This is a genomic window from Macrococcus equi (assembly GCF_047426745.1).
Lineage (GTDB): Bacteria > Bacillota > Bacilli > Staphylococcales > Staphylococcaceae > Macrococcoides > Macrococcoides equi.
Genome location: NZ_CP179732.1, coordinates 1,572,392 through 1,595,858 on the forward strand (window position 1 = coordinate 1,572,392; position 23,467 = coordinate 1,595,858).

Here is a 23,467-nt window from a genome sequence, read left to right on the forward strand (position 1 = left end):
GAGTAACAAACATGAGAATGCGTAATAAACCTTGGGCAGAAGATTTTCTGCTTGAGCATCGTGATATCGTAAGTATTGATTTATCACAAAAAGATAATATCACTTCATGGTTTGAGAAAGCTCAGCCGATTCATATTGAAGTTGGAAGTGGCATGGGTCGTTTCATCACTGAAATGGCGAAGGCTAATCCTGAGATTAATTATATCGGTATTGAACGTGATAAAAATGTCATGATTCGTATTGTAGAGAAAGCAATTGAAAGTGACATCAAAAATTTACGCTTACTTACTGTGGATGCTGAAAAATTAACTGAGATTTTTAATCCAGGTGAAATTGATCGTATTTATCTTAACTTTTCTGATCCATGGCCAAAGACGCGTCATGCGAAAAGACGTTTGACGCATGCAAACTTTTTAAAGATTTATGAAACAATCCTTAAAGAAGATGGGGAGATTCATTTCAAGACGGATAATCAAGGTCTATTTGAATACTCTATTGAAAGCATGAGTGGGTATGGTATGAAGTTAAAGAATATTAACTTAAATTTACATGAGAATGAACCTGCAGATAATATTAAGACAGAATATGAAGAGAAATTCTCAAATAAAGGTTTCAGAATCAATCGATTAGAAGCAAGTTTTAAATAAATTTTATAGTGATGTAATAGGTGTAGACACAAGATGTCTCACCTTTTTTTTATATTTCTTTTAGTGTAGACTTATAATTAAGAAAGTTTCAGAAAGGAAGGACACTATGTATAACTTCAATGAAAATATCAATCGTTTAAATACGAATGCGGTACAAACCGAATTAATACCGCTTATCTATGGTCGAAAAGATTTAATGCCTTTCTGGATTGCGGATATGGATATTAAAACACCGGATAAAATAACAGATGCGATTGCTCTACGATTAAAGCATGGGATATTTGGTTATACAAACTGGAAAAACGATAATTTTTATACGCCGGTGAAACATTGGTTTAGCACGCGATTTAATACAAACATTTTAAAACAGGATTTAAGTTATGCGCCCTCAGTACTCTTTACAGTTACAGAGGCCATTCGATTATTAACGAATGAGGGGGATGGGGTTATTCTTAATACACCTGCCTATAATAACTTTATTAATTTAATTCAAGGCAACAAGCGCATGATTGTCGAAAGTGAACTTTTTTTTGATGGTTATGAATATACGGTGGATTTTGTTCAATTTGAATATTTGTGTCAGATGCCTCAAAATAAATTGTTCTTACTATGCAATCCCCATAACCCGACAGGAAAAGTATATTCTGAGCAAGAGATAGAGAAAATTATAGAAATATGTAAGAAATATGATGTATATATTGTTGCAGATGAAATTCATATGGATTTTGTCAGAAGAGGAAAGCATATCACGCTTGCACGCTATATGCATGAATATGATCAGATGATCGTGACAACATGTTTAGGAAAAACCTTTAATGTATCAGGTATTCCGCATGCATATTTTATTACTAAAGATAAATTTATGATGGATGCCATCAATACAAAGATATTGTCTGTATATGGACTGGGTGCAGTGAATTTAGTTGCCTTAACTGTGATGAAGTGTGCCTATATGGAGTGTGCAGATTGGGTGGATGCCATCAATGAACATATTGAGCATAATATGACACTTGTTGAAGATTATATTGCAGATCATCTATCTGATTGCCTGTTCTTTCAAAAACCTGATGCTACATTTTTAGCCTGGATTGATTTTGCGAAGAGTGGATTTAGTGAAATAGATGTTCAGGATGCGCTGCAAAATGTTGGAAAAATTGCGACAGGAATTGGTAATACATATGAATTATCTGCAAGTACACACTTTAGATTTAATGTAGGTTGTAGTGAAGAGAAGTTATTAGAGGGGCTTGAGAGAATCAAACGTTCATTTGATTACCTGAAGGCAGAACGATTAAAAGAAGAAACGGAAGCATAGACTTCCGTTAAATTTCTTTCGTATCAATGAGCTCCCCTGTATATGCGTCTACAGTAAACTCATAATTCTTACTCACTGTATTAATGATTCCGCGATATACATGAGCAATCTGACCAAATTTTTCTTGTTTTTCAGGTTCATAAATAATCGCTGAACCTGTAACATCGTCAAACTGAGCAACGATTGCTTTTAATAGTTGATTCGGGTGTTGCATCGTCATATGATGACGCAACTGATAGGCAATAAATGTGACTACGATAATGGGAAAGATGATTTGATATTTTTTCATAGAATGGTTCCTCTCATCGATTTACGATAGTTACTTTATATTTTATAATGCTTCAACTTGCTTATATTTTAACATAAGGAGTGAATAACATGACAGAACAACTCTATCAAACAATAAAAACTTTAACAGAATTACATGGAGCACCTGGTCATGAACGATTAGTCCGTGATTATCTGCTTCAAAGATTATCACCACTTGCAGATGAAGTCATCCAGGATGGGCTGGGTGGAGTATTTTTTGTTAAAAAATCACAAGTTGCGAATGCTAAACGCGTGATGATCGCTGCACATATGGATGAAGTAGGTTTTATGATCACTGATATTACTGAGAACGGATTGCTTAAATTTACAGCAATCGGTGGCTGGCCGGCAGATGTATTACAAGCACAGAAGATGAAAGTGTTAACGCATAATAATAAAGAGGTTAGTGGTGTCATTGGAAGTGTACCTGCGCATTTTAGAACCGGTAAAGAGTCAACACCACAAATTAAAGATATGTTACTGGATATAGGTGCTGAAGATAAGGCAGAAGCATTATCCATGGGCATTCAAGTAGGCGATTCAATTGTACCAGCAGTTGAATTTGAACAATTAACGGATAATAGATTTTTATGTAAAGCGTGGGATAATCGATACGGTTGTACAATTATCATCGATATTTTTGAACGTCTTAAAGATGTGACATTACCATTTGACTTATATGTTGGCGCTAATGTTCAGGAAGAAGTAGGCCTGCGTGGCGCTGGGCCATCTACACATATGATCAAGCCGGATCTTGCATTTGTTGTTGATTGTTCACCGGCAAATGATACGGCAGGTAACAATGCTAACGGGAAGTTAGGCGAGGGAACTTTAGTCCGCATAATCGATCGTACGATGATTTTAAAGCCATCATTTAAACGATGGCTAGAAGAAATTTATGCAGCACATGAAATTAAACATCAATACTATACTTCTCCAGGTGGCACAGATGGTGGAGTGATTCATACAGCATTAGAAGGAATTCCGACAGCAGTCATTGGTGTACCTGCACGTTATATTCATTCGAATCACACAATCTTTGATATACGTGATTATTATGCAGCGCGTGATGGCTTACTGGCGCTACTCAAAGCGACAGATAATAATAAAATAGATGAATTAAAAACAAATTAAGATATGATATAGATGAGGTGATTTTACACTTCATCTTTTTATACATACTCGGAATCTTTTTATTGACTTAAAATTAAAATGCTTTAAAATTAAATCTATTCCGAGTAAATTGATAAGAATAGGAGAATGGGAAAATGAAAAAATTATTTGCATTAGTATTTGCAGCATTATTTGTTCTTGCTGCTTGTGGTAACGGTAGTACAGATAAGAAAGATAGTAAAAAAGAAATTACAATTGGTACAGAAGGAACATACGCACCATACACATTCCATGACAAAGACAATAAGTTAACAGGATTTGATGTTGAAGTTGCAGAAGCAGTGGCAAAAAAAGCTGGTTACAAGGTAAAATTTGTTGAAACACAATGGGATTCAATGTTCTCTGGGTTAAATTCAGGTCGTTTTGATACAATTGCTAACCAGGTAGGTATAGATGCTGAGCGTAAGAAAAAATATAATTTCTCTAAACCTTATACTTATACACATGGTGTATTAGTAACACGTAAAAATTCAGATATTAAATCATTTGATGATGTTAAAGGAAAAGACTTAGCTCAAACATTAACATCAAACTATGGTAAATTAGCAAAAGAAAAAGGCGCTAAAGTGACTTCAGTAGAAGGATTTAACCAAGCGATGGAAATGGTATTATCTAATCGTGTTGAAGGAACATTCAATGATAAAATTTCAGTATTAGATTATTTAAAACAAAAGAAAAATGCTGATATTAAAATGGTTGAAGGTAATGCCGAAAAAACTCAGTCTGGATTTGTATTCACTAAGAAGACTGATAAAAAAGTGATTGAAGATTTCAATAAAGCACTCGATGCATTGCAAAAAGACGGTACAATGAAAAAAATCAGTAAAAAATGGTTCGGTGAAGATGTCACTCGTCCTTAATGAAGAAATGTCACATGCCCTGAATGCAGCGGCTCAAGCTTTTGAGCCTATGCTTTGGGGTTTAGTCAAATATTCGATTCCGATTGCGATTGTTACATTCATACTCGGATTTATTATTGCAGTGTTTACAGCATTAGCACGTATTTCAAATAATAAATTATTACGTATTCCAGCACGAGTATATGTATCAATATTTCGTGGTACACCTATGCTTGTACAGATGTTTATTATCTTTTTCGGTATCCCTGAAATCGGCCGTCTGATTACTGGGGATCCGGATCAGGCATTTAAATTAGGGTCAATTACTGCTGCAATCATCTCATTAAGTTTAAATGTTGGAGCATACGGATCTGAAATTATTCGTGGAGGAATTTTATCGGTTCCGCATGGTCAGACTGAAGCGGCATATTCAATAGGAATGAGCCCGAAGAAGACGATGCAACGCATAATTATGCCTCAAGCGATTCGTATTGCAACACCAGCTTTAGGTAATACTTTTTTAAGTTTAATCAAAGATACTTCATTACTAGGATATATCTTAGTGGCTGAAATGTTCCGTAATGCACAACAAGTAGCCTCAACAACTTATGAGTTCTTATCAATTTATACATTAGTCGCATTAATGTATTGGGTAGTATGCTTTATTGTGTCAATCTTACAAGGCATCTACGAATCAAAGGTTGAAAGGAAGTATCAACGATGATTTCAATACAAAATTTAATGAAAAAGTTCGGTGAGAAAACTGTCTTAGAAGATATCGACCTTGAGGTAGCAAATGGTGAAGTAGTAGTATTGATCGGTCGAAGTGGTTCGGGTAAGACTACATTACTCCGCACGATGAATGCACTTGAAATTCCTACATCGGGCACTGTATCTGTTGATGGTGTATCATATACTGCAAAAGATAAAAAGTCACAAGTAGCAGTGCGTAAAAAAACAGGTATGGTCTTTCAAAACTTTCAGTTATTCCCGCATATGACCGCACTTGAAAATGTCATGGAAGGATTAGTTCAGGTAAAAGGTATGAGTAAATCAGAAGCCGAAAAAGTTGCGCTTACCTTACTTGAAAAAGTTGATCTATTGCATGTGAAAGATCAGTATCCGATCTCTCTATCCGGTGGACAACAACAACGTGTCGGTATTGCAAGAGCATTAGCGATGAATCCAAAAGTTATGCTCTTTGATGAACCGACATCAGCACTTGATCCTGAACTTGTACAGGATGTTCTGAAAGTAATTAAGGATTTAAGAAATGAAGGAATGACGATGGTTATCGTGACCCATGAGATGGCATTTGCACGAAGTGTTGCGGATAAAGTTGCTTTTATTCATAACGGACGTATCGAAGAAATTGATCATCCTGAACAGATTTTCACAAATCCGAAGTCTGAACATTTGCGTCGTTTCTTGAATATCATTTCTATTTAATGCAAGTAGTCTATTTAACTCAATAAAGAACTTTTTATGACCAGATAATCCATCTGGTCTTTTTTGTATCACCAGAAAGTAGTAGACGTAAAAATAAGGAGCACGATTTAACTAAAATAAAAATTAAACACATATTCCATTTCAAAGTAAATATGCTATGATAGTGAAAATGACTTTAAAGGGGAGAATAGTTTGAAAGCATTACTGAAACGATGGTTCGTTGACGGAATGAGTTTCATGGCTTTAGGTTTATTCTGTTCATTAATTATTGGTCTTATATTAGAAACTTTGGGTACAGAACTTAAGCCATTTGTCGACACATCATTACTCATTGATATCGGAAAACTTGCGAAACTTTATACTGGTGCTGCAGTAGGTGTTGCAGTTGCCTTTGGTCTCGGAGCTAAGCCGATGGTTATTTTTGCGAGTGCTATTACCGGCATGTATGGATACGAACAGGGAGGTGCAGCAGGGACTTATGTTGTGAGTCTCGCAACTTCAGAACTCGGAAGATTCTATAGTGGTAAAACGAAGATAGATATTATTTTAACACCGTTACTTACATTAGTAATCGGTGCATTGATTGGGAAGTTAGTAGGACCTTTCATCCAGAAATTTATGTTATCTTTAGGAGAATTTATCTCATTTGCAACAGATCAACAACCATTACTTATGGGGATACTCGTGTCTCTTATCTTTGGATTAACTTTATCAAGTCCAATATCAAGTGCTGCATTAGCATTGATGCTTGGTATCAATGGTACAGCAGCAGCTGCTGCGACGATTGGCTGTTGTTGTCATATGATTGGATTTGCAGTGACGAGCTTTAAAGATAATGGTATTCAAGGATTGATCGCACATGGTATCGGCACAAGTAAAATACAAATCCCTAACTATATGCTACATCCATTTATATTAGTCCCACCAGTTATTGCGAGTATTATCACTGCACCGTTAATGACGCTATTATGGCCGATGAAAAATGTAGCAGCTGGTGCTGGAATGGGAACGAGTGGATTTGTCGGGCAGATCATGACGATAAAAACGATGGGAAGCAGTGTAACTACATGGCTACAAATTGGAGTGTTTCACTTTCTGTTACCTGGTGTTATCAGTTATATTGTATATGTAATGCTTATAAGAGCTAATATTATTAAAGATGGTCAACAGAAAATCAATACAGGAGGATAAAATAATGAAAAAAATAGAAAACGTAGAAATGTTTAGAGAAGCAATACAATCACCTACAATTGCAATGTTTACGGCAGGATGGTGCCCAGATTGTCATTTTATAGATCCGTTGATGCCGGAAATTGAAGCAGAAAACAAAGACTATCAGTTTATCTCGATTGACCGCGATGCATTTATTGATTTAGCGGTGGAGTATGAAGTGATGGGTATACCTAGCTTTATTGCTTTTAAAGATTCAGAAGTTATTGGACGTTTTGTATCAAAGGATAGAAAAACAAAAGAACAGGTGAATGAATTTATTCAGTCACTTTAATACTTAAATCTCCCTAAAATTTAGGGAGAATTTTTTTGTTTTCTTTATGTTTTACGGACCTGAACGCAAGTTCGACAGCCTCTAAACGGCGTCTCCAATGCTGTCGCTCAGTAAACTTCAAAAATCCACTGAAATCAAAGAGCGATTTCATGTGGATTTTCTTCAGTTTAAGCGCGCCAAAACGTATTGTCGACAGCCTCTGCTTTAATACCTTTAGTTTTTATTGTACAATGAGGGTTATGTGAGAATGCTACGTTTGTAAGATTAAAGGAGTGAAAATGTGAATGTTTTTGAAATAAGAGATCGATTGATTGAATCATTAGATGCATCGATCGTTTCTACAAAGTTTGACCGTAAAGAAGAAACGTTACGTGTTGAACGTCTTGATAATCACAAAGGTTTAACGATTAAGCTTGCACCTGTTGCAGCTAAATATAAAGAGAAAAATGAGCAAATTATAGATGAGGTTCTGTACTATATCAATGAAACAATTCAAGCAATGGGGAATACGTCATTACCAAGTGGTGCGAAGATTATGCCGGTCATTCGTTCAACGAGTTTCCCGAAAGAACAAAATGATGTGCCTTTCCTAATTTCTGAACATACTGCTGAAACGAATATTTATTATGCGATAGACCTAGGTAAGACGTATCGCTTAATTGATTCAGAAGTGATAAAGGAACTTGAAATTGATGAACAGCATATTAAAGAACAAGCGTTGTTTAATGTACAAGGTTTAAAAGCGTCATATAAGACGGATGTTGTTGCCGGCAATACTTTTTATTTCTTCAATGCAAATGATGGCTACGATGCAAGCAGGATTTTAAATAAACAGCTGCTGAAAGATTTTGATGAACGTATTACAGGAGATATGCTCGTTGCAACACCTCATGCGGATGTGTTGATTATCGCTGATATCCAAAATGAAACCGGATATGACGTTTTGGCACAGATGACGATGTCATTCTTTGCGAATGGATTAGTTCCGATAACGTCTCTTTCTTTTCAATATAAAGAAGGTCAGTTAACCCCAGTATTTATTTTAGGTAAGAATAATGCTAAGCGTGATCAGCAGGCGATTCAGCGTATAGAAAAGAATCGTCAGAAATTCATGAAAGAAAAAAGGAAAAGCAAGAGGATGAATAAAAAATAAATAAATGAAAATATATTGAGTGTAATATTTTCTTTATTTTTAAATGTTTTTTTAAGAAAATCGAAGCAATAAAGCATATAATAGAAAAAGAATAATAAAACAGACCAGAAGGAGCAATCACATGAATATTTTTTATAATAAAATTGTTGGAGATTATTTATTTATCACTTTAGAGCCGGTAGATGGCCCGTTTGAATATACTACAAATGGTGATATCATCACGATTAAAAAAGATGGTAAAGTTGTTGGTTATAATGTCAGTGGTGTGGAGTCATTAGAGTTAGATGCCAATGGGCAAGTGAAGTTAACAGAAGATTTAATGACAAAAATCAATGACCTATTAGTTCAAAAGGGATTAGAAGCTCCGCTAGAAGTGGACCTATCACCAAAGTTTGTCGTTGGTTATGTAGAGACGTGTGAGAAACATCCTGATGCTGATAAGTTAAACATTACAACTGTAGATGTAGGTACGGAAAAATTACAAATCGTATGTGGGGCGAAAAATATCGCACAAGGTCAAAAGGTTGTCGTAGCTAAAGTTGGAGCTGTCATGCCAAGTGGTATGCAGATAAAAGATGCAGAACTGCGCGGAGTACCTTCAAAAGGGATGATTTGTTCGGAACGTGAACTTGGGCTGACTGATTCTGAAGAGAAAAAAGGTATTTTAGTATTAGACGATTCACGTCAAATTGGCGAAGACTTCTTCAAAGCAGAATAGGGTGAAGTATATGAGTTGGTTTGATAAACTTTTTGGAGAATCAATGGACAAGTCAGTACAGCACCAACAAGAGCCTAAACAAACACAGGATGATGTTTATCGCAGGCCGAGAGGAAAATTTAGATTCCCATTAAATGTTGATAATATTAAGACAGCAGAAGATCACGTGCAAATTAGGCAAAATGATCAAGAACAACGTGTTGAGCAGTCAGCTCATAAGATGTATGGACAAAGTAATGACCAGGAGATTAATACGGAAGATATTAGAACTTCTTTTGAAACGGATTATGTTCCGAGACGTGAAAGAAGACGTGGTAGACAGAGTGCACCAGATTATAACAGGAAAGAAAGTAAACCTGATGTAACCTATGAACGCTATCAGCCAAAGACCAGAATCGACAATACTTCATCGTATCGTTCGTATACACCAAAGACAACAGTAGAAAAATCATCAAAACATAACACATCTTTTACACAGAAACAATACAATGTGCATCAACCAAAATTTAAAGCATCTGAGGTTCCATCAGCGATATACGGGACAAAACCACGTAAAGATCCAGCAAAACTTAAGATGCCGGAGAAAGTTCAACCTATTCAAGGGGAAAAGAGTGAAACTTTCAGACCAGCAACACCGACTTACCGTAAGGAAGATAATACCGTAAATATTGAAAATGTGTATGCCTCTCAAATTGTTGCAGAAATTAGACGTGAACGTGAGAAGAAGCTTCAACGGAAAAAAGAGTTTGAATTAGAACGTGAACAATTAAAGCAGCAACAAGAAGCTATTGCTTCTCTGATGAATGAAAAAGACTCTGATGAAGATTATTTAGATGACACTGCGGGACATACAGATAATACACGTGTAACAATTATTGAAGAAGAGATTCCACATGAACCAGCAATTCAACCTATTGATATTACAACGACAGATGACAATGACGAAGTAGCACTGGAGACAGATGCTGAAGATAAAAGTGTGGTTGATGAAGTTGAAAATATTTCGCTTGTTGATGGAGAACGTTATACGTATTCAACAAAAACGCCTTTTAATCAACCTGTAGAACGCTTATCGATCATTGAAGCGGCCGACACGGTACGTGATGAAGATGTCATTGAAATTGTAGAGCTGGATGATGAAATGACTGAAGATCATGATGATTTAAAAAATGATGAGCTACATGAGGATACAACTGAAAACTTATCTGATATAGCAACTGCTGATGATAATAACAAAACACCTGAAGAAACTAGTGACGAAGCATTTTTGGATGAGAATGTTACGTTCGATTCAGTGGATGAACCTGTTCTAGAAGTGGAAACTATAGATGATACGATTGAGGAAGTATTTGAAGCTGAAACATTGGACAATGCTGTTGTGCAAAAATCACTTGAACCTACTTTAATGCCGGATATCAATACGCAAAAGATAGAAGCGGTCAGTGATTATGAACCAACAACTGAGACAGTATCATCTGAATCTGACATAACTGAGTCTTCGCTTGAACCGGTGTTACCACTTATAGAAACAGAAGAAATTACAGAAGACGAAGTGAACAATATTGACGCGGCCGAAGTTAAAGATATTTCAGAAGATAACACTGTTGACGATAATAACGACATACCTCAAGGGCATTATGTGCAGGTTGAAAACAATGAGTTAAAAGCAAACATTCGTGATTTTAAACCTGATACGTTACCTAAGAAAAAGGTATCACCGTTTAATGTTGTGATGACACCGAGTGATAAACGTCGTTTATTAGATAAAAAGAAACGTGCAGAAATAAAACCTCAAGATAATATTGATCAAACGGTCTCTGAATCTTCTCAATCAATAAGTAATGTTTCAATTTCTCAGGATATCCAGCAGTCCTTTGAACAAGGGGCTGTAAATTCTGAGCAGGTAACACCAGACCAACCATCTGAACCTCAAAATGAGCAGGAACTGAAACAAACAGAGGTTAAGAAAAAAGAACCTTCAAAGCGTATCGGTCCGAAGTATTTACTGCCTCCCGTTTCATTATTAAATCCTGAAGATAAACAGGAACGTGACGAAACATGGGTAGAAGAACACAAATCACAATTGAATGATGCTTTCTATCATTTCAATGTTCCGGCAAAAGTTGAGAATGTTGTCGTTGGACCATCAGTTACCCGCTTTGAATTGTCAGTGGAAAAAGGTGTGAAAGTGTCACGTATTACGAATTTGCAGGATGATATTAAGATGGCTCTTGCTGCTAAGGATATTCGCATTGAGGCACCGATTCCAGGTACATCCCTTGTCGGTGTAGAAGTGCCGAATGTTGAAACACGTAATGTCAATTTAAGTGAAGTCTTATTTAGTAAGAAGATGAAATTTGCAGAAAGTAAGTTAACGGTAGCATTAGGTGCCCGCATTAATAATGAACCGATGATTATGGATTTAGCAAAAATGCCTCATGGATTAATTGCTGGTGCCACAGGTTCTGGTAAATCAGTATGTATTAACTCTATCTTAGTATCACTGCTATATCGTAATAATCCGAATGAATTAAAATTATTATTAATTGATCCTAAGATGGTAGAACTTGCACCATATAATGATTTACCTCATTTAATTGCGCCGGTTATAACGGACGTTAAAGCTGCCACAGAAAGTTTGAAGTGGGTTGTAGAGGAAATGGAACGTCGTTATAAAATATTTGCAGACATTCATGTACGTAATATTACTGCATACAATCAGAAGGTTAGTTATGTAGAGCGTCTTCCTAAGATTGTCATTGTCATTGATGAATTAGCTGATTTAATGATGATGTCACCACAAGATGTCGAACATTCAATTGCACGTATTGCTCAAAAAGCTCGTGCAGCAGGAATGCACATGATTCTTGCGACACAACGTCCATCCGTTAATGTGATTACAGGATTGATTAAAGCTAATGTGCCAACGCGTATTGCCTTTATGGTTTCTTCTGCTGTTGACTCAAGAACGATTATTGATAGTGGTGGTGCTGAAAAACTATTAGGTAATGGAGATATGTTGTATCTAGGTAATGGAATGAATAAACCAATACGTATACAAGGAAACTATGTATCGGATGAAGAAATCGATGCTGTTGTCCAATACGTTAAAACGCAGGGTGAGGCAAACTATTTATTCCAGGAACAAGAACTACTCAAGAAAGTTTCAGAAGCACCTAAAGACGAACTATTTGATGAAATTTGTAACTTCATGATTGATGAAGGGCACATTTCAACTTCTCAAATTCAACGTAGGTTCCAGATTGGTTATAATCGTGCAGCACGTATTATCGATCAGTTGGAGGATATGGGATATGTAAGTGGTCAAAATGGTTCTAAACCAAGAACAGTATTAATTACTGAAAAACAAGCAGATTATTAGGAGATGAGCAAATGACTTTATATCATTTTGTTGGTATTAAAGGTTCAGGTATGAGTGCTTTAGCACATATATTATTTGATATGGGAGAAGAAGTTCAAGGTTCAGATATCGAAAAAGAATTTTTTACGGAGATTGCATTACGTGATAAAGGTATAAAGATTCTTCCGTTTAGTGCAGAGAATATTAAAGAAGGAATGACAGTCATTGCTGGTAATGCGTTTGGCGATGACCACGAAGAAATCGTACGTGCGCGTGAGTTAGGCCTTGAAGTAACACGTTATCACGATTTCCTTGGTAAATTTATGGGTGAATATACATCTGTTGCAGTAACAGGCTCTCATGGTAAAACGAGTACGACCGGCTTGTTATCACATGTTATGAATGGTGACAAACGTACATCGTTCCTTATCGGTGACGGTACAGGAATGGGATTACCTGATAGTGATTATTTCGCTTTTGAAGCATGTGAATATCGTCGTCACTTTTTAAGCTATTCACCTGACTATGCAATTATTACGAATATCGATTTTGACCATCCGGATTATTTTGCATCGATGAGTGATGTATTTAATGCATTCCAGGAAATGACGAAAAAAGTTAAAAAAGCGATTGTTGCATGCGGTGATGATGAAAATCTAAAAGATTTAAAAGCTGAAATTCCTATTTATTATTACGGCTTTGGTGAACACAATAAAGTGATCGCTAAAAATGTTGAAACAATTGAAACAGGTACAAAGTTTGATGTCTATATTGATGGTACATTGCTTGATACATTTAAAACTCCGATGTACGGGAATCACCAGGTGTTAAATGCACTTGCTGTCATTACTATCTGTCATTTAGAAGGACTAGATATGCAGGCGATTAAAGACGCATTAGCAACATTTGGTGGCGTGAAGCGTCGTTTTAGCGAAAAGAAATTTGGAACTCAAATGTTGATCGATGATTATGCACACCATCCAACAGAAATAAAAGCAACTTTAGAATCAGCCTCAAAAAAATATCCAAATAAAGAAATTATCGCTGTATTCCAGCCACATACATTTTCTAGAACGAGTGCATTCTTACAAGACTTTGCAGATAGTTTAAAGATTGCTGATAAAACATACCTATGTGATATCTTTGGTTCAGCACGTGAGGCAACAGGTGAGCTCACGATTAAAGATTTACAGGTATTAATACCGAATGCTAAGTTAATAAACGAAGAAAATGTAGCTGTATTGAAACAACATGAAAACAGTGTAATTATTTTCATGGGTGCTGGCGATATACAAAAAGTTCAAAAAGCTTACGAAAATCTTATTTAACTGGTGAGTTTAATGTTTAACCTTCAATCATCAGGGTATTTGACTAAATAACAAGAGTTAAAAAAATTAGGAGGCGTTTTTATGGAATGGATTTTACCAATCGCAGGCTTGATTGCTGCAATTGCATTTTTAGTACTATGTGTATTCTTAGGATTAACTTTAATGTCAGTTAAGAAGAACTTAGATCATGTTGCTAAAACACTTGATGGTGTTGAAGGACAAATTCAAGGAATCACACGTGAATCAACAGATTTACTACACAAAACAAATCGCTTAGCTGAAGATGTTCAGGACAAAGCTGCAAGATTAAACACAGTGGTTGACGCTGTTAGTGGTATCGGTTCAACTGTTCAAAACTTAAACAGTTCTGTAGATAATGTTACGACTTCTATTACTCATAACATTTCTCAGAATGAAGATAAGATTGCACAAGTTGTACAATGGTCTAACGTTGCAATGGAAGTTGCAGATAAATGGCAAATGAGAAAACAACGTCGTAACACAGTTAACTTTGCTGATGAAAATACGCATGTTAACCAAAATAACTTTAACGAAACTCATACAAAAGGTGACCACTTAGATCAAGATAAAATTAATGCTGGTTTAAAATAATACCTTTTAGGGAATGTACATTAATGTACATTCCTTTATTTTTTAACTACAATAAATATAAAATATTCTGGAGGTTTTAACATGCCAAACACATATAATAGAGATTTACATACACATACGATTAAAGAATATAAAGTAAAAAAAGATACAACTGCACGTGATTTTTCTATCGGACTTACTGCAGGTCTTGCAATAGGTTCGTTAATTGGGTTACTTGTAGCACCTAAATCAGGTAAAGAATTACAACAGGACTTAAGTAATAAGTCAGATGATATTAAAGCTAAATCAGTTGATCACTACAACAAGCAGTTAGGAAACGCACAAAGCTTCAAAGAAAAAACAGAGGCATTTACAGCGAAATTAAATGAGAAGACAGCTGTTATTAAAGAAAAAGCAGCTCAAAAATTAAACAAACAGGACAATCATGTAACGTTTAATGATTTACAGCTTCAAAAGGATGCGATTAAGTCTGAGGTTAAAGATGACTCTCTAACGCAACCAGTGGCTGTCGTTGATAAAGAACTTGATACACCTATCAAGGATGAGGCAACAGGAGAACGTAAAACTACGATTGAAATTGCTAAAGAAGCAGAAAATAAAGCTAAAAACAAATAATACACAATTTGATATTGGTTATGTTAAAATAGTAGGCTGACGGTCTACTATTTTTTAATTTTAATATAAATGAGGGAATAACAATGAATGAATTGAATCATTTACGCGATAGAATTGAAGCTATCAATATAGAAATATTAAAACTACTCAGTGAACGTGGCGAAATAGCGAAACAAATTGGAGAAGAAAAACGTAAACAAGGGACTGCAATCTATGATCCTGAACGTGAAAAAGAAATGATTAATCGACTGCAGGATCTTAATCAAGGTCCTTTTGATGATAATGTGATTAAACAGTTATTTAAAGAAATATTTAAAGCGTCGACTGAACTTCAAAAATCTAATAGTGAAAAACATTTATTAGTGTCTCGTAAGTTAAAGGCAGAAGATACTATCGTATCGTTTGAAAATGGCGCTATCATTGGTGACGGAAATAAGTCATTTGTATTTGGCCCATGTTCAGTGGAATCACTGGAACAAGTTGATGCAGTCGCTAAAAATTTACATGCTAAGGGTGAGAAGTTTATTCGCGGAGGTGCATTTAAACCGAGAACATCTCCTTATGATTTCCAGGGTCTTGGTGTTGAAGGATTAAAGATACTTGCACAAATGAAAAAGCAGTACGGCTTAAACGTAGTAAGCGAAATTGTAAATCCTGCGCATTTTGAACTTGCTGATCCTTATGTGGATGTATTCCAGATTGGTGCCAGAAATATGCAGAACTTCGAATTACTTAAAGAAGCGGGTAAGACTAATAAGCCGATCTTGCTCAAACGTGGCTTAAGCGCTACAATCGAGGAATTTGTGTATGCTGCGGAATATATTCATGCGAACGGCAATCAAAATATTATACTTTGTGAACGTGGTATACGTACCTATGAAAAAGCAACACGTAACACATTAGATATCTCTGCTGTACCTATACTAAAACAAGGGACACATCTGCCAGTTATGGTTGATGTAACACATTCTACAGGTCGTAAAGATATTATGTTACCTGTCGCACGTGCAGCACTTGCCGTAGGTGCGGATGGTGTAATGGCAGAAGTTCATCCAAATCCTGCAGTCGCATTAAGCGATGCCGGTCAGCAAATGGACTTTGATGAGTTTGAAACGTTTTATCAGGCAATTAAGCAAGCAGCACAAAATTATTAATTATTTGTGAATAATTGAACTTGATAAATGAAAAAGTTATGAAAACGTGTTAGAATAATAAATAAAACGTTTACAGGAGGACATAATGACAGTTACGATATATGATGTCGCACGAGAGGCAAAAGTATCAATGGCGACTGTCTCCCGTGTAGTTAATGGCAATCCAAATGTTAAGCCTGCTACTAGAGACAGAGTGAATGAAGTGATAAAAAGATTAAATTATAGACCGAATGCAGTGGCAAGAGGTCTTGCGAGTAAAAGAACTACAACAGTGGGTGTAATTATTCCTGATATTTCGAATATTTATTATTCTGAACTTGCACGTGGCTTAGAAGATATCGCGACAATGTATAAGTATCAGACGATTATTTCAAACTCAGATAATGATGCACATAAAGAACAGGAAATTTTCAACAATCTTTTGTCTAAACAAGTTGATGGAATTATTTTTCTTGGCGGAACATTATCGAAACAAACGACAGATCTTATTAAGACAGCTTCTGTACCAGTCGTTGTATCAGGTACACATGATCTTGATGCGAGCTTACCAGCAGTTAATATCGATTATATCAATGCGAGTAAAGAGATTACTCAAAAATTTATTGCTGATGGTGTGAAACGATTTGCGTTTGTTGGTGGTGGTTATTCAGAAAAAGCACAAATTGATATTCTGGAAGGTTTGAAAACAGTATTAGCTGACAATGATATTACGATTTCTGAAAATGCAATCTACATTGGTCAGGAACAATATCTAGACGGTGAAAAAGCATATCAGGCAGTGAAAGAAGAGCAACCAGAAGTGGTTCTGTGTATTAGTGATGAACAGGCGATTGGTATCGTACATGCTGCACAGGATGATGGTAAACGTATTCCTGATGACATGCAGGTGATCAGTTTTAACAATACGAGACTTGTTAAGATGGTCCGTCCTAAATTATCAAGTGTTATGCAGCCACTTTATGATATAGGTGCAGTTGGCATGCGTTTACTCACAAAATATATGAATGATGAACCGATTGAAGAATCTAAGGTGATATTACCTTATAGTATTGTGTACCGAGGCACAACGAAATAACTTTTTTAATGAAAATAAAAAATGCGGAAATTATCATTTTGATGATTTCCGCATATTTTTTTCTGAAATTGAAGCTATTAGTAATGCAATAAAACTTTCTGAAGTGTTTGTTCATTCTTTTCTTCAATATCCAGTCTTCTTGGAATAGCTTGATAGTGTTCTAAATCTTCATTCCAGTTAACAGGAATTTTAATTTTTGCTTTAGGCTGCCACATGCTGGTCCAAGCTGCAGGTATGGCTCCGGTTAATGGGGGATGTCCTTCCATTGCATTATATACTTGAGCCCATGCAAGAGGTGCCACCTGAAAAATATTGTAGCCGCCACCACCAAGAGCAATCCATTTTCCATTGGTATAATTTTTTGCACATTGATAGACAATTTGAGGAATCTGTTGAAACGTTCTGTGTGTCACGGACAGGTGAGTGAGTGGATCAAGAACATGTGCATCTGCACCATTCTGGCTGATAATAATATCAGGCTGAAAGAATTCACAAGCCTTTGTTAAACTTATCTCGAATGTTCGAAGAAAAGAATCATCTTCAGTATATGCATCGATAGGCAGATTCATGCTGTATAGATACCCATCGCCATCACCTTTTTCGTGGATGTTTCCTGTCCCTGGAAAAAGATATCTTCCAGTTTCGTGGATTGAATAGGTGAAGACATCACAATCGTTATAAAATGAAAATTGAACACCGTCACCGTGATGAGCATCTGTATCAATATATAATACTTTTTGGTTATAATGCTTTCTGATGTATTCGATTGCTACAGTTGAGTCGTTATAGATACAAAATCCTGAAGCACGTCCCCTGAAACCATGATGCAGTCCACCAGCAAAGTTACATGCTGTGTTACACTTACCTGACATTACTGCATCTACTGCAGTAAGTGTTGCGCCGACAAGTAAAGCACATTTTTCATGCATTTCATTAAAATTTGGTGTATCAGTTGAGTTTAATCCAAATTTTTCGCATGCTTCTTCAGAAATTGAATGATTTCCTGCGTCTTTTACGGCCTGGATATACTCTTTTTGATGTCCTAGCATGAGTTCTTCTTCTGTAGCAATCCGCGGTTTAATAATTTTACTATCATCAAGTAAATGACATGCTTCCAGTAAAGTTTTGGTTAGTAATAAACGCATTTGGTTAAATGGATGATCGTCGCTGAATCGATAATGTAAGAGTGAGTCATCATAAATAAACAAAGTCATATGCTATTATCCATCGGGTGATAGACTTGGAAACCTTTTGACTCGAGTTCAGCGATGATATTTTGAGGATGCATTGATTGCATTCTAACAGTGACAATTTTTTTGCCCGTATTTTTTTTATCACGGAATACCAGGATACTTTCAATTCCTGTTTTATATCGATGAAAAACTTCTGTGACTTCATGCATATTACCTGGTACATCAGGAATCTGAATCTGTATCGTTGTGCCTGGTGTCACAACACCAGTAAGTTCAATAAATGTATTTAACATATCTTTAGCGGTAACAATACCGATCACTTTCCCGCGTTTCACGACAGGAATACTGCCGATTGATTCATTGTAGAAATCAAGCGCTATTTCTTCTACAAAATCAAGTGGGTGACAGGTAATTACCTGCGTATGCATAATTTTTGTGATTGAGACATCCAAATCAGACGGTGCACGTTCATTTAAATTAGAAGGTAATGCAAGTTTTATATCTCTATCGCTAATAATACCGAGTAACTTGTCATCATCATCTACAATGGGTACATGATGTATATTTTTTTCATCCATTAAGTGAATGACTTCCTTAATTGTCCCCTGTGCATTGAATGTTACACATGGACTGGTCATAATGCGTTCAACTAACATATTATCCTCCTATAAGAAAAATCTATTTTGAAACCTTAAATTGTCAAAAGCTTGAATTTGTTCGTTATTGATACGTTTACCGATACGTGCCATCAATGAGTTTGCTGGATGGCTAGTAATTTCAGGATCATTTGTAGAAAAAACTTTCATCCCACAACTTCCCATCATACGCTGCATAATCTCTTTATACTGAAAGACATCAAGTCCGCTACCTTTAAGGTCCCAATGCCAGTAATACTCAGTTGTGATGACGATAAAGTCTTCCATGGCATCATCCATCATGGCAACGCGAAGCATTTCACTACCAATACCTGCAGCACGATAATTCTTGCTGATTTCGATTGCACCAAGTTCCAAAATATACGGAAGATTACCATCCGACCAGCGCTCCATAGAATCTGGATAAAGATAGGTAGTGTAGCCGATAATATTAATTCCATCTCGGCAAATAATGATACGACCTTCTTCAAGATCTGCTATTTCAATAATTGCCTCAAACTGTTCATCCGGTCTTCTGAACGCAACCAATCCCTGATCAAACGTATATTTTTGAAGAGTTTTACCATCGATAGGCCCTTCAACGATTAGCTCTTTGTCCATAAAGCTTAAAAGTGACTTATGATATGTTTTTATATGCTTCATGCATCCTCCTTATGTGATGAATAAGATAAATTTGTAAAAAAGTTAATTTATTTTTTGAATTATCAGTTAATTTTATTATATAATAATAAATGAAATATTGAAAACGTTTACAAGGGGGATTTTTTTGTGAAGACAGAAGTATTTAAGGCAGTAAGTGGTAATCACAACATGAAAGACTATGATAAAACATATGAGAACTTTGACTGGAAAGCAGTTGAAAAACAATTTTCATGGGCTGAAAATGGCAAAGTGAATATGGCTCATGAATGTATTGATCGTCACGTTGAAGACGGATACGGAGAAAAGGTAGCCTTATTATATAAGGATGCACATCGTAATGAACGATATACATATCAGGATATGATGGTAAATTCGAATAAAGCGGCAAATGTTTTGGTAAACGAGGCAGGCGTGAAAAAAGGGGATCGCGTCTTTATCTTTATGCCACGTTCTCCAGAACTATATTTTGCATTGCTCGGTACATTAAAAATAGGTGCAATTGTCGGACCATTATTTGAAGCGTTCATGGAGAAAGCGGTAAAAGATCGCCTGGAAAATAGTGAGGCAAGTGTTATTATTACGACAAACAGTTTACTAAGTCGTATTCCGCAGCAGGAGTTACCTCACTTAAAACATATTGTCGTTGTTGATGAAGAGGTTGAAGATCAATATATCGATTTCAATAAGTTCTATAAGGATGCGTCAACTGAATTTGAAACAGAGTGGTTAACACTTGATGATGGTCTCATCCTGCACTATACTTCTGGCTCGACAGGTCAACCTAAAGGTGTATTACATGTTCAAAATGCTATGATTCAGCATTATATCTCAGGTCATTACGTATTAGATTTAAAAGAGGATGACGTATATTGGTGCACAGCAGACCCTGGTTGGGTAACGGGAACAAGTTACGGTATTTTTGCGCCGTGGCTAAATCGTGCAACGAACGTTATTGCTGGTGGACGATTCTCACCAGAAGGTTGGTATGGTATTCTTGAACAATTTAAAGTGACGGTATGGTATTCAGCACCAACTGCTTTCCGTATGTTAATGGGTGCTGGTGATGAACTGCTAGAAAAATATGATCTATCACATTTAAGACATATCTTATCCGTTGGTGAGCCGCTAAATCCTGAAGTAATTAAATGGGGAGATAAAGTATTTAAATTACGTATTCATGATACATGGTGGATGACTGAAACAGGTGGTCATATGATTGTTAACTTCCCGGATATGGACATTAAATCAGGATCAATGGGTAAACCACTGCCAGGTGTACAGGCAGCGATTGTAGATGACCTGGGTAATGAACTACCACCCAATAGAATGGGGAACCTGGCGATGAAAGCAGGATGGCCATCAATGATGAAAACAATCTGGAATAATGAACCTAAATATAAATCATATTTCTTAACTGGTGACTGGTATATTTCAGGGGATAGCGCCTATGTAGATGAAGACGGTTACTTCTGGTTCCAGGGTCGTGTTGATGATGTAATCATGACGGCTGGCGAACGTGTCGGACCGTTTGAAGTAGAATCTAAACTAGTAGAACATCCTGCAGTACAGGAAGCTGGAGTTATAGGTAAACCTGATCCGATTCGCGGAGAAATCATTAAAGCATTCATCGCTTTACGAGAAGGTTATAAAGAAAGTGATGAACTTAAAGAAGAAATCAGGTTATTTGTGAAAGAAGGGCTCGCAGCGCATGCAGCACCTAGAGAAATTGAATTTAAAGATAAATTACCAAAGACACGTTCAGGTAAGATTATGAGACGCGTATTAAAAGCTTGGGAACTAGATTTACCGACAGGTGATTTATCTACGATGGAAGATTAATGATAAAATTTGCGTAGAAATAAACTAAAATATTCGACAACTTGAAAGCGTTATCTTATTATTAAATAGTAAAGACACTTTTAAGATTAGGAGAATGTGAAAATGACTAAATATTTATCAGATTTAGAAATCGCTAATCAAGCGACAGTTCGACCTATTTTGGAAATTGCAGAGGCAGCGGGAATACCTGCAGAAGCGGTAGAACCATACGGCCACCACAAAGCTAAGATTGATCCTTCTAAAGTTACTACAAATAAAGAAGGTAAAGTCGTATTAGTTACTGCAATGAGTCCAACGCCTGCAGGTGAAGGTAAATCAACTGTAACAGTTGGTATCTCTGATGCCTTCAAAGAATTAGGTAAAAGTGTTATGGTTGCCTTACGCGAACCTAGCTTAGGACCAGTTTTCGGTATGAAAGGTGGCGCGACAGGTGGAGGTCGTGCGCAAGTATTACCGATGGAAGAAATCAACTTGCACTTTAATGGTGACTTACATGCAATTACTACTGCAAATAATGCATTAGCTGCATTCATCGATAACCATATCTATCAAGGAAACCAATTAAACATCGATCCACGTCGTGTTGAATGGAAACGTGTTATTGACATGAACGACCGTACGTTACGTCAAGTTGTTGTTGGACTTGGTGGACCATTCAAAGGGGTACCTCGTGAAGATGGATTTGATATTACGGTTGCTTCTGAAATCATGGCAGTATTCTGTTTATCAAACAACATTACAGACTTAAAAGAAAACTTAGGTAAAATGACAATTGGATACACTTACGACCGTAATCCGGTTACTGTTAAAGATTTAGGGGTTGAAGGTGCTTTAACGTTAATCCTTAAAGATGCATTAAAACCTAACTTTGTTCAAACAATTGAAGGAACACCTGCTTTAATTCATGGTGGACCATTTGCGAATATTGCGCACGGTTGTAACTCAATCATCGCAACAAAAACAGCGCGTAAATTAGCGGATATCGTTGTTACTGAGTCTGGTTTTGGTTCTGATTTAGGTGCAGAAAAATTCATGGATATCAAATCTCGTAAAGCTGAAATTCAACCGGATGCTATCGTTGTCGTTGCAACAATTCGTGCATTAAAAATGCATGGTGGCGTAGCGAAAACTGATCTTGCAAACGAAAATGTTGAAGCATTAAAATCTGGTATTCAAAACTTAGAAAAACATATCGAAAACTTACAATTATTTGGTGTTGAACCAGTCATCGCTTTAAACAACTTTGTAACAGATACAGATGCTGAGCGTGAATTCGTTCAAAACTGGGCGAAAGAACGCGGTGTGAAATTAGCGTTAACTGAAGTTTGGGAGCATGGTGGAAAAGGCGGCGTTGAGCTTGCTAAGTTAGTACTTGAAGTATTAGATCAACCACAAAACTTCAAACCTTTATATGATTTATCATTACCAGTAGAAGAAAAAATCCGTACAATCGTACAAAAAATCTACGGTGCTGATGATGTTGTATTTGAAGAAAAAGCTAAAAAACAATTAAAAACTATCGTAGATAATGGATGGAATGAATATCCTGTATGTATGGCAAAAACACAATATTCATTCTCTGATGACCCTAAGAAATTAGGTCGTCCATCTGGATTCAATATTACAATTCGTGAATTAATTCCTAAGACAGGTGCAGGATTTATCGTAGCATTAACAGGAGACATTATGACAATGCCAGGTTTACCGAAAGAACCAGCAGCGTTAAAAATGGATGTTGATGCAGAAGGTAATGCTGTAGGATTATTCTAATATAACGAAAACAACCATAATCATGATGATTATGGTTGTTCAGACTGAAGACAAAGTCTCCTTCGGAGATGAAGTTTTCAGTCTTTTTTTATACAATAATATTAACAATGATTTG

General features: G+C 36.2%; 22 protein-coding genes. 18 read left to right on the forward strand and 4 right to left on the reverse strand.

From position 1 onward, the window contains the following. Positions 1–11 precede the first annotated feature (11 nt). Positions 12–647, forward strand: coding sequence for a tRNA (guanosine(46)-N7)-methyltransferase TrmB (gene trmB, locus ACMGE6_RS08330; protein ID WP_414046035.1), 636 nt, complete (start codon positions 12–14; stop codon positions 645–647). A gap of 106 nt (positions 648–753) precedes the next feature. Further along, positions 754–1,962, forward strand: coding sequence for a MalY/PatB family protein (locus tag ACMGE6_RS08335; RefSeq protein WP_414053422.1), 1,209 nt, complete (start codon positions 754–756; stop codon positions 1,960–1,962). Positions 1,963–1,969: 7 nt separating this feature from the next. On the opposite strand, the gene ACMGE6_RS08340 is transcribed toward ACMGE6_RS08335, so the two are convergent. Continuing rightward, positions 1,970–2,251, reverse strand: coding sequence for a hypothetical protein (locus tag ACMGE6_RS08340; protein WP_414046037.1), 282 nt, complete (start codon positions 2,249–2,251; stop codon positions 1,970–1,972). 89 nt (positions 2,252–2,340) lie between these two features. Between ACMGE6_RS08340 and ACMGE6_RS08345 the strand changes: the two genes are divergently transcribed. From ACMGE6_RS08345 to ccpA, 14 genes are all read left to right on the forward strand, one after another. Continuing rightward, positions 2,341–3,405, forward strand: coding sequence for a M42 family metallopeptidase (locus ACMGE6_RS08345; protein WP_414046038.1), 1,065 nt, complete (start codon positions 2,341–2,343; stop codon positions 3,403–3,405). A gap of 134 nt (positions 3,406–3,539) precedes the next feature. Then, on the forward strand, positions 3,540–4,304 hold the full coding sequence (locus ACMGE6_RS08350; RefSeq protein ID WP_414053423.1) for an amino acid ABC transporter substrate-binding protein: 765 nt from the start codon (positions 3,540–3,542) through the stop codon (positions 4,302–4,304). Then, a complete protein-coding gene (locus ACMGE6_RS08355; RefSeq protein WP_414046040.1) occupies positions 4,288–5,007 on the forward strand; it encodes an amino acid ABC transporter permease in 720 nt (239 codons plus the stop codon). The genes ACMGE6_RS08350 and ACMGE6_RS08355 overlap by 17 nt, the downstream gene beginning before the upstream one ends. Continuing rightward, positions 5,004–5,732, forward strand: a complete 729-nt coding sequence (locus ACMGE6_RS08360; RefSeq protein ID WP_414046041.1) for an amino acid ABC transporter ATP-binding protein — start codon at positions 5,004–5,006, stop codon at positions 5,730–5,732. The genes ACMGE6_RS08355 and ACMGE6_RS08360 overlap by 4 nt, the downstream gene beginning before the upstream one ends. 192 nt (positions 5,733–5,924) lie before the next feature. Beyond that, entirely contained in the window at positions 5,925–6,923 is a 999-nt protein-coding gene (locus ACMGE6_RS08365; RefSeq protein WP_414053424.1) for a PTS transporter subunit IIC, read from the forward strand. A 4-nt stretch (positions 6,924–6,927) separates the two neighbouring features. Next, a complete protein-coding gene (locus ACMGE6_RS08370; protein ID WP_414053425.1) occupies positions 6,928–7,236 on the forward strand; it encodes a thioredoxin family protein in 309 nt (102 codons plus the stop codon). Between the two features lie 280 nt (positions 7,237–7,516). Beyond that, complete coding sequence (locus ACMGE6_RS08375) at positions 7,517–8,389, forward strand: DUF1444 family protein (protein ID WP_414053426.1); 873 nt, start codon at positions 7,517–7,519, stop codon at positions 8,387–8,389. Positions 8,390–8,510: 121 nt separating this feature from the next. Beyond that, positions 8,511–9,107, forward strand: coding sequence for a YtpR family tRNA-binding protein (ytpR, locus tag ACMGE6_RS08380; protein WP_414046045.1), 597 nt, complete (start codon positions 8,511–8,513; stop codon positions 9,105–9,107). Between the two features lie 10 nt (positions 9,108–9,117). After that, the gene (locus ACMGE6_RS08385) at positions 9,118–12,489 is read left to right on the forward strand and encodes a DNA translocase FtsK (RefSeq protein WP_414053427.1); all 3,372 of its coding nucleotides are present in this window, start codon (positions 9,118–9,120) and stop codon (positions 12,487–12,489) included. Positions 12,490–12,500: 11 nt separating this feature from the next. Next, entirely contained in the window at positions 12,501–13,796 is a 1,296-nt protein-coding gene (gene murC, locus ACMGE6_RS08390) for a UDP-N-acetylmuramate--L-alanine ligase (RefSeq protein ID WP_414053428.1), read from the forward strand. 81 nt (positions 13,797–13,877) lie between these two features. Continuing rightward, entirely contained in the window at positions 13,878–14,408 is a 531-nt protein-coding gene (locus ACMGE6_RS08395) for a DUF948 domain-containing protein (protein WP_414046048.1), read from the forward strand. Positions 14,409–14,489: 81 nt separating this feature from the next. Next, on the forward strand, positions 14,490–15,023 hold the full coding sequence (locus ACMGE6_RS08400) for a YtxH domain-containing protein (protein ID WP_414053429.1): 534 nt from the start codon (positions 14,490–14,492) through the stop codon (positions 15,021–15,023). An 83-nt stretch (positions 15,024–15,106) separates the two neighbouring features. Beyond that, positions 15,107–16,177, forward strand: coding sequence for a bifunctional 3-deoxy-7-phosphoheptulonate synthase/chorismate mutase (locus ACMGE6_RS08405; protein ID WP_414053430.1), 1,071 nt, complete (start codon positions 15,107–15,109; stop codon positions 16,175–16,177). 85 nt (positions 16,178–16,262) lie between these two features. Then, positions 16,263–17,252: a catabolite control protein A gene (gene ccpA, locus ACMGE6_RS08410; protein ID WP_414053431.1), complete on the forward strand. Its 990-nt coding sequence runs from the start codon at positions 16,263–16,265 to the stop codon at positions 17,250–17,252. Positions 17,253–17,329: 77 nt separating this feature from the next. Here ccpA and ACMGE6_RS08415 read toward each other — a convergent pair whose 3' ends face one another. Genes ACMGE6_RS08415 through ACMGE6_RS08425 form a run of 3 tightly spaced genes read right to left on the reverse strand, consistent with a single transcriptional unit; the run spans position 17,330 to position 19,743 of the window. Continuing rightward, on the reverse strand, positions 17,330–18,466 hold the full coding sequence (locus ACMGE6_RS08415) for an acetoin utilization protein AcuC (protein WP_414053432.1): 1,137 nt from the start codon (positions 18,464–18,466) through the stop codon (positions 17,330–17,332). Continuing rightward, complete coding sequence (locus ACMGE6_RS08420; RefSeq protein ID WP_414053433.1) at positions 18,463–19,101, reverse strand: CBS and ACT domain-containing protein; 639 nt, start codon at positions 19,099–19,101, stop codon at positions 18,463–18,465. Before ACMGE6_RS08420 ends, ACMGE6_RS08415 begins: the two co-directional genes overlap by 4 nt. A gap of 9 nt (positions 19,102–19,110) precedes the next feature. Further along, positions 19,111–19,743 (reverse strand): N-acetyltransferase, encoded by a 633-nt coding sequence (locus ACMGE6_RS08425; protein ID WP_414053434.1) that lies wholly within the window; start codon positions 19,741–19,743, stop codon positions 19,111–19,113. A gap of 126 nt (positions 19,744–19,869) precedes the next feature. On the opposite strand from ACMGE6_RS08425, the gene acsA reads away from it, so the two are divergent. Continuing rightward, positions 19,870–21,582 (forward strand): acetate--CoA ligase, encoded by a 1,713-nt coding sequence (acsA, locus tag ACMGE6_RS08430; RefSeq protein ID WP_414053435.1) that lies wholly within the window; start codon positions 19,870–19,872, stop codon positions 21,580–21,582. Positions 21,583–21,684: 102 nt separating this feature from the next. Continuing rightward, positions 21,685–23,352, forward strand: coding sequence for a formate--tetrahydrofolate ligase (locus ACMGE6_RS08435; RefSeq protein WP_414053436.1), 1,668 nt, complete (start codon positions 21,685–21,687; stop codon positions 23,350–23,352). The last annotated feature ends 115 nt before the right edge of the window (positions 23,353–23,467 follow it).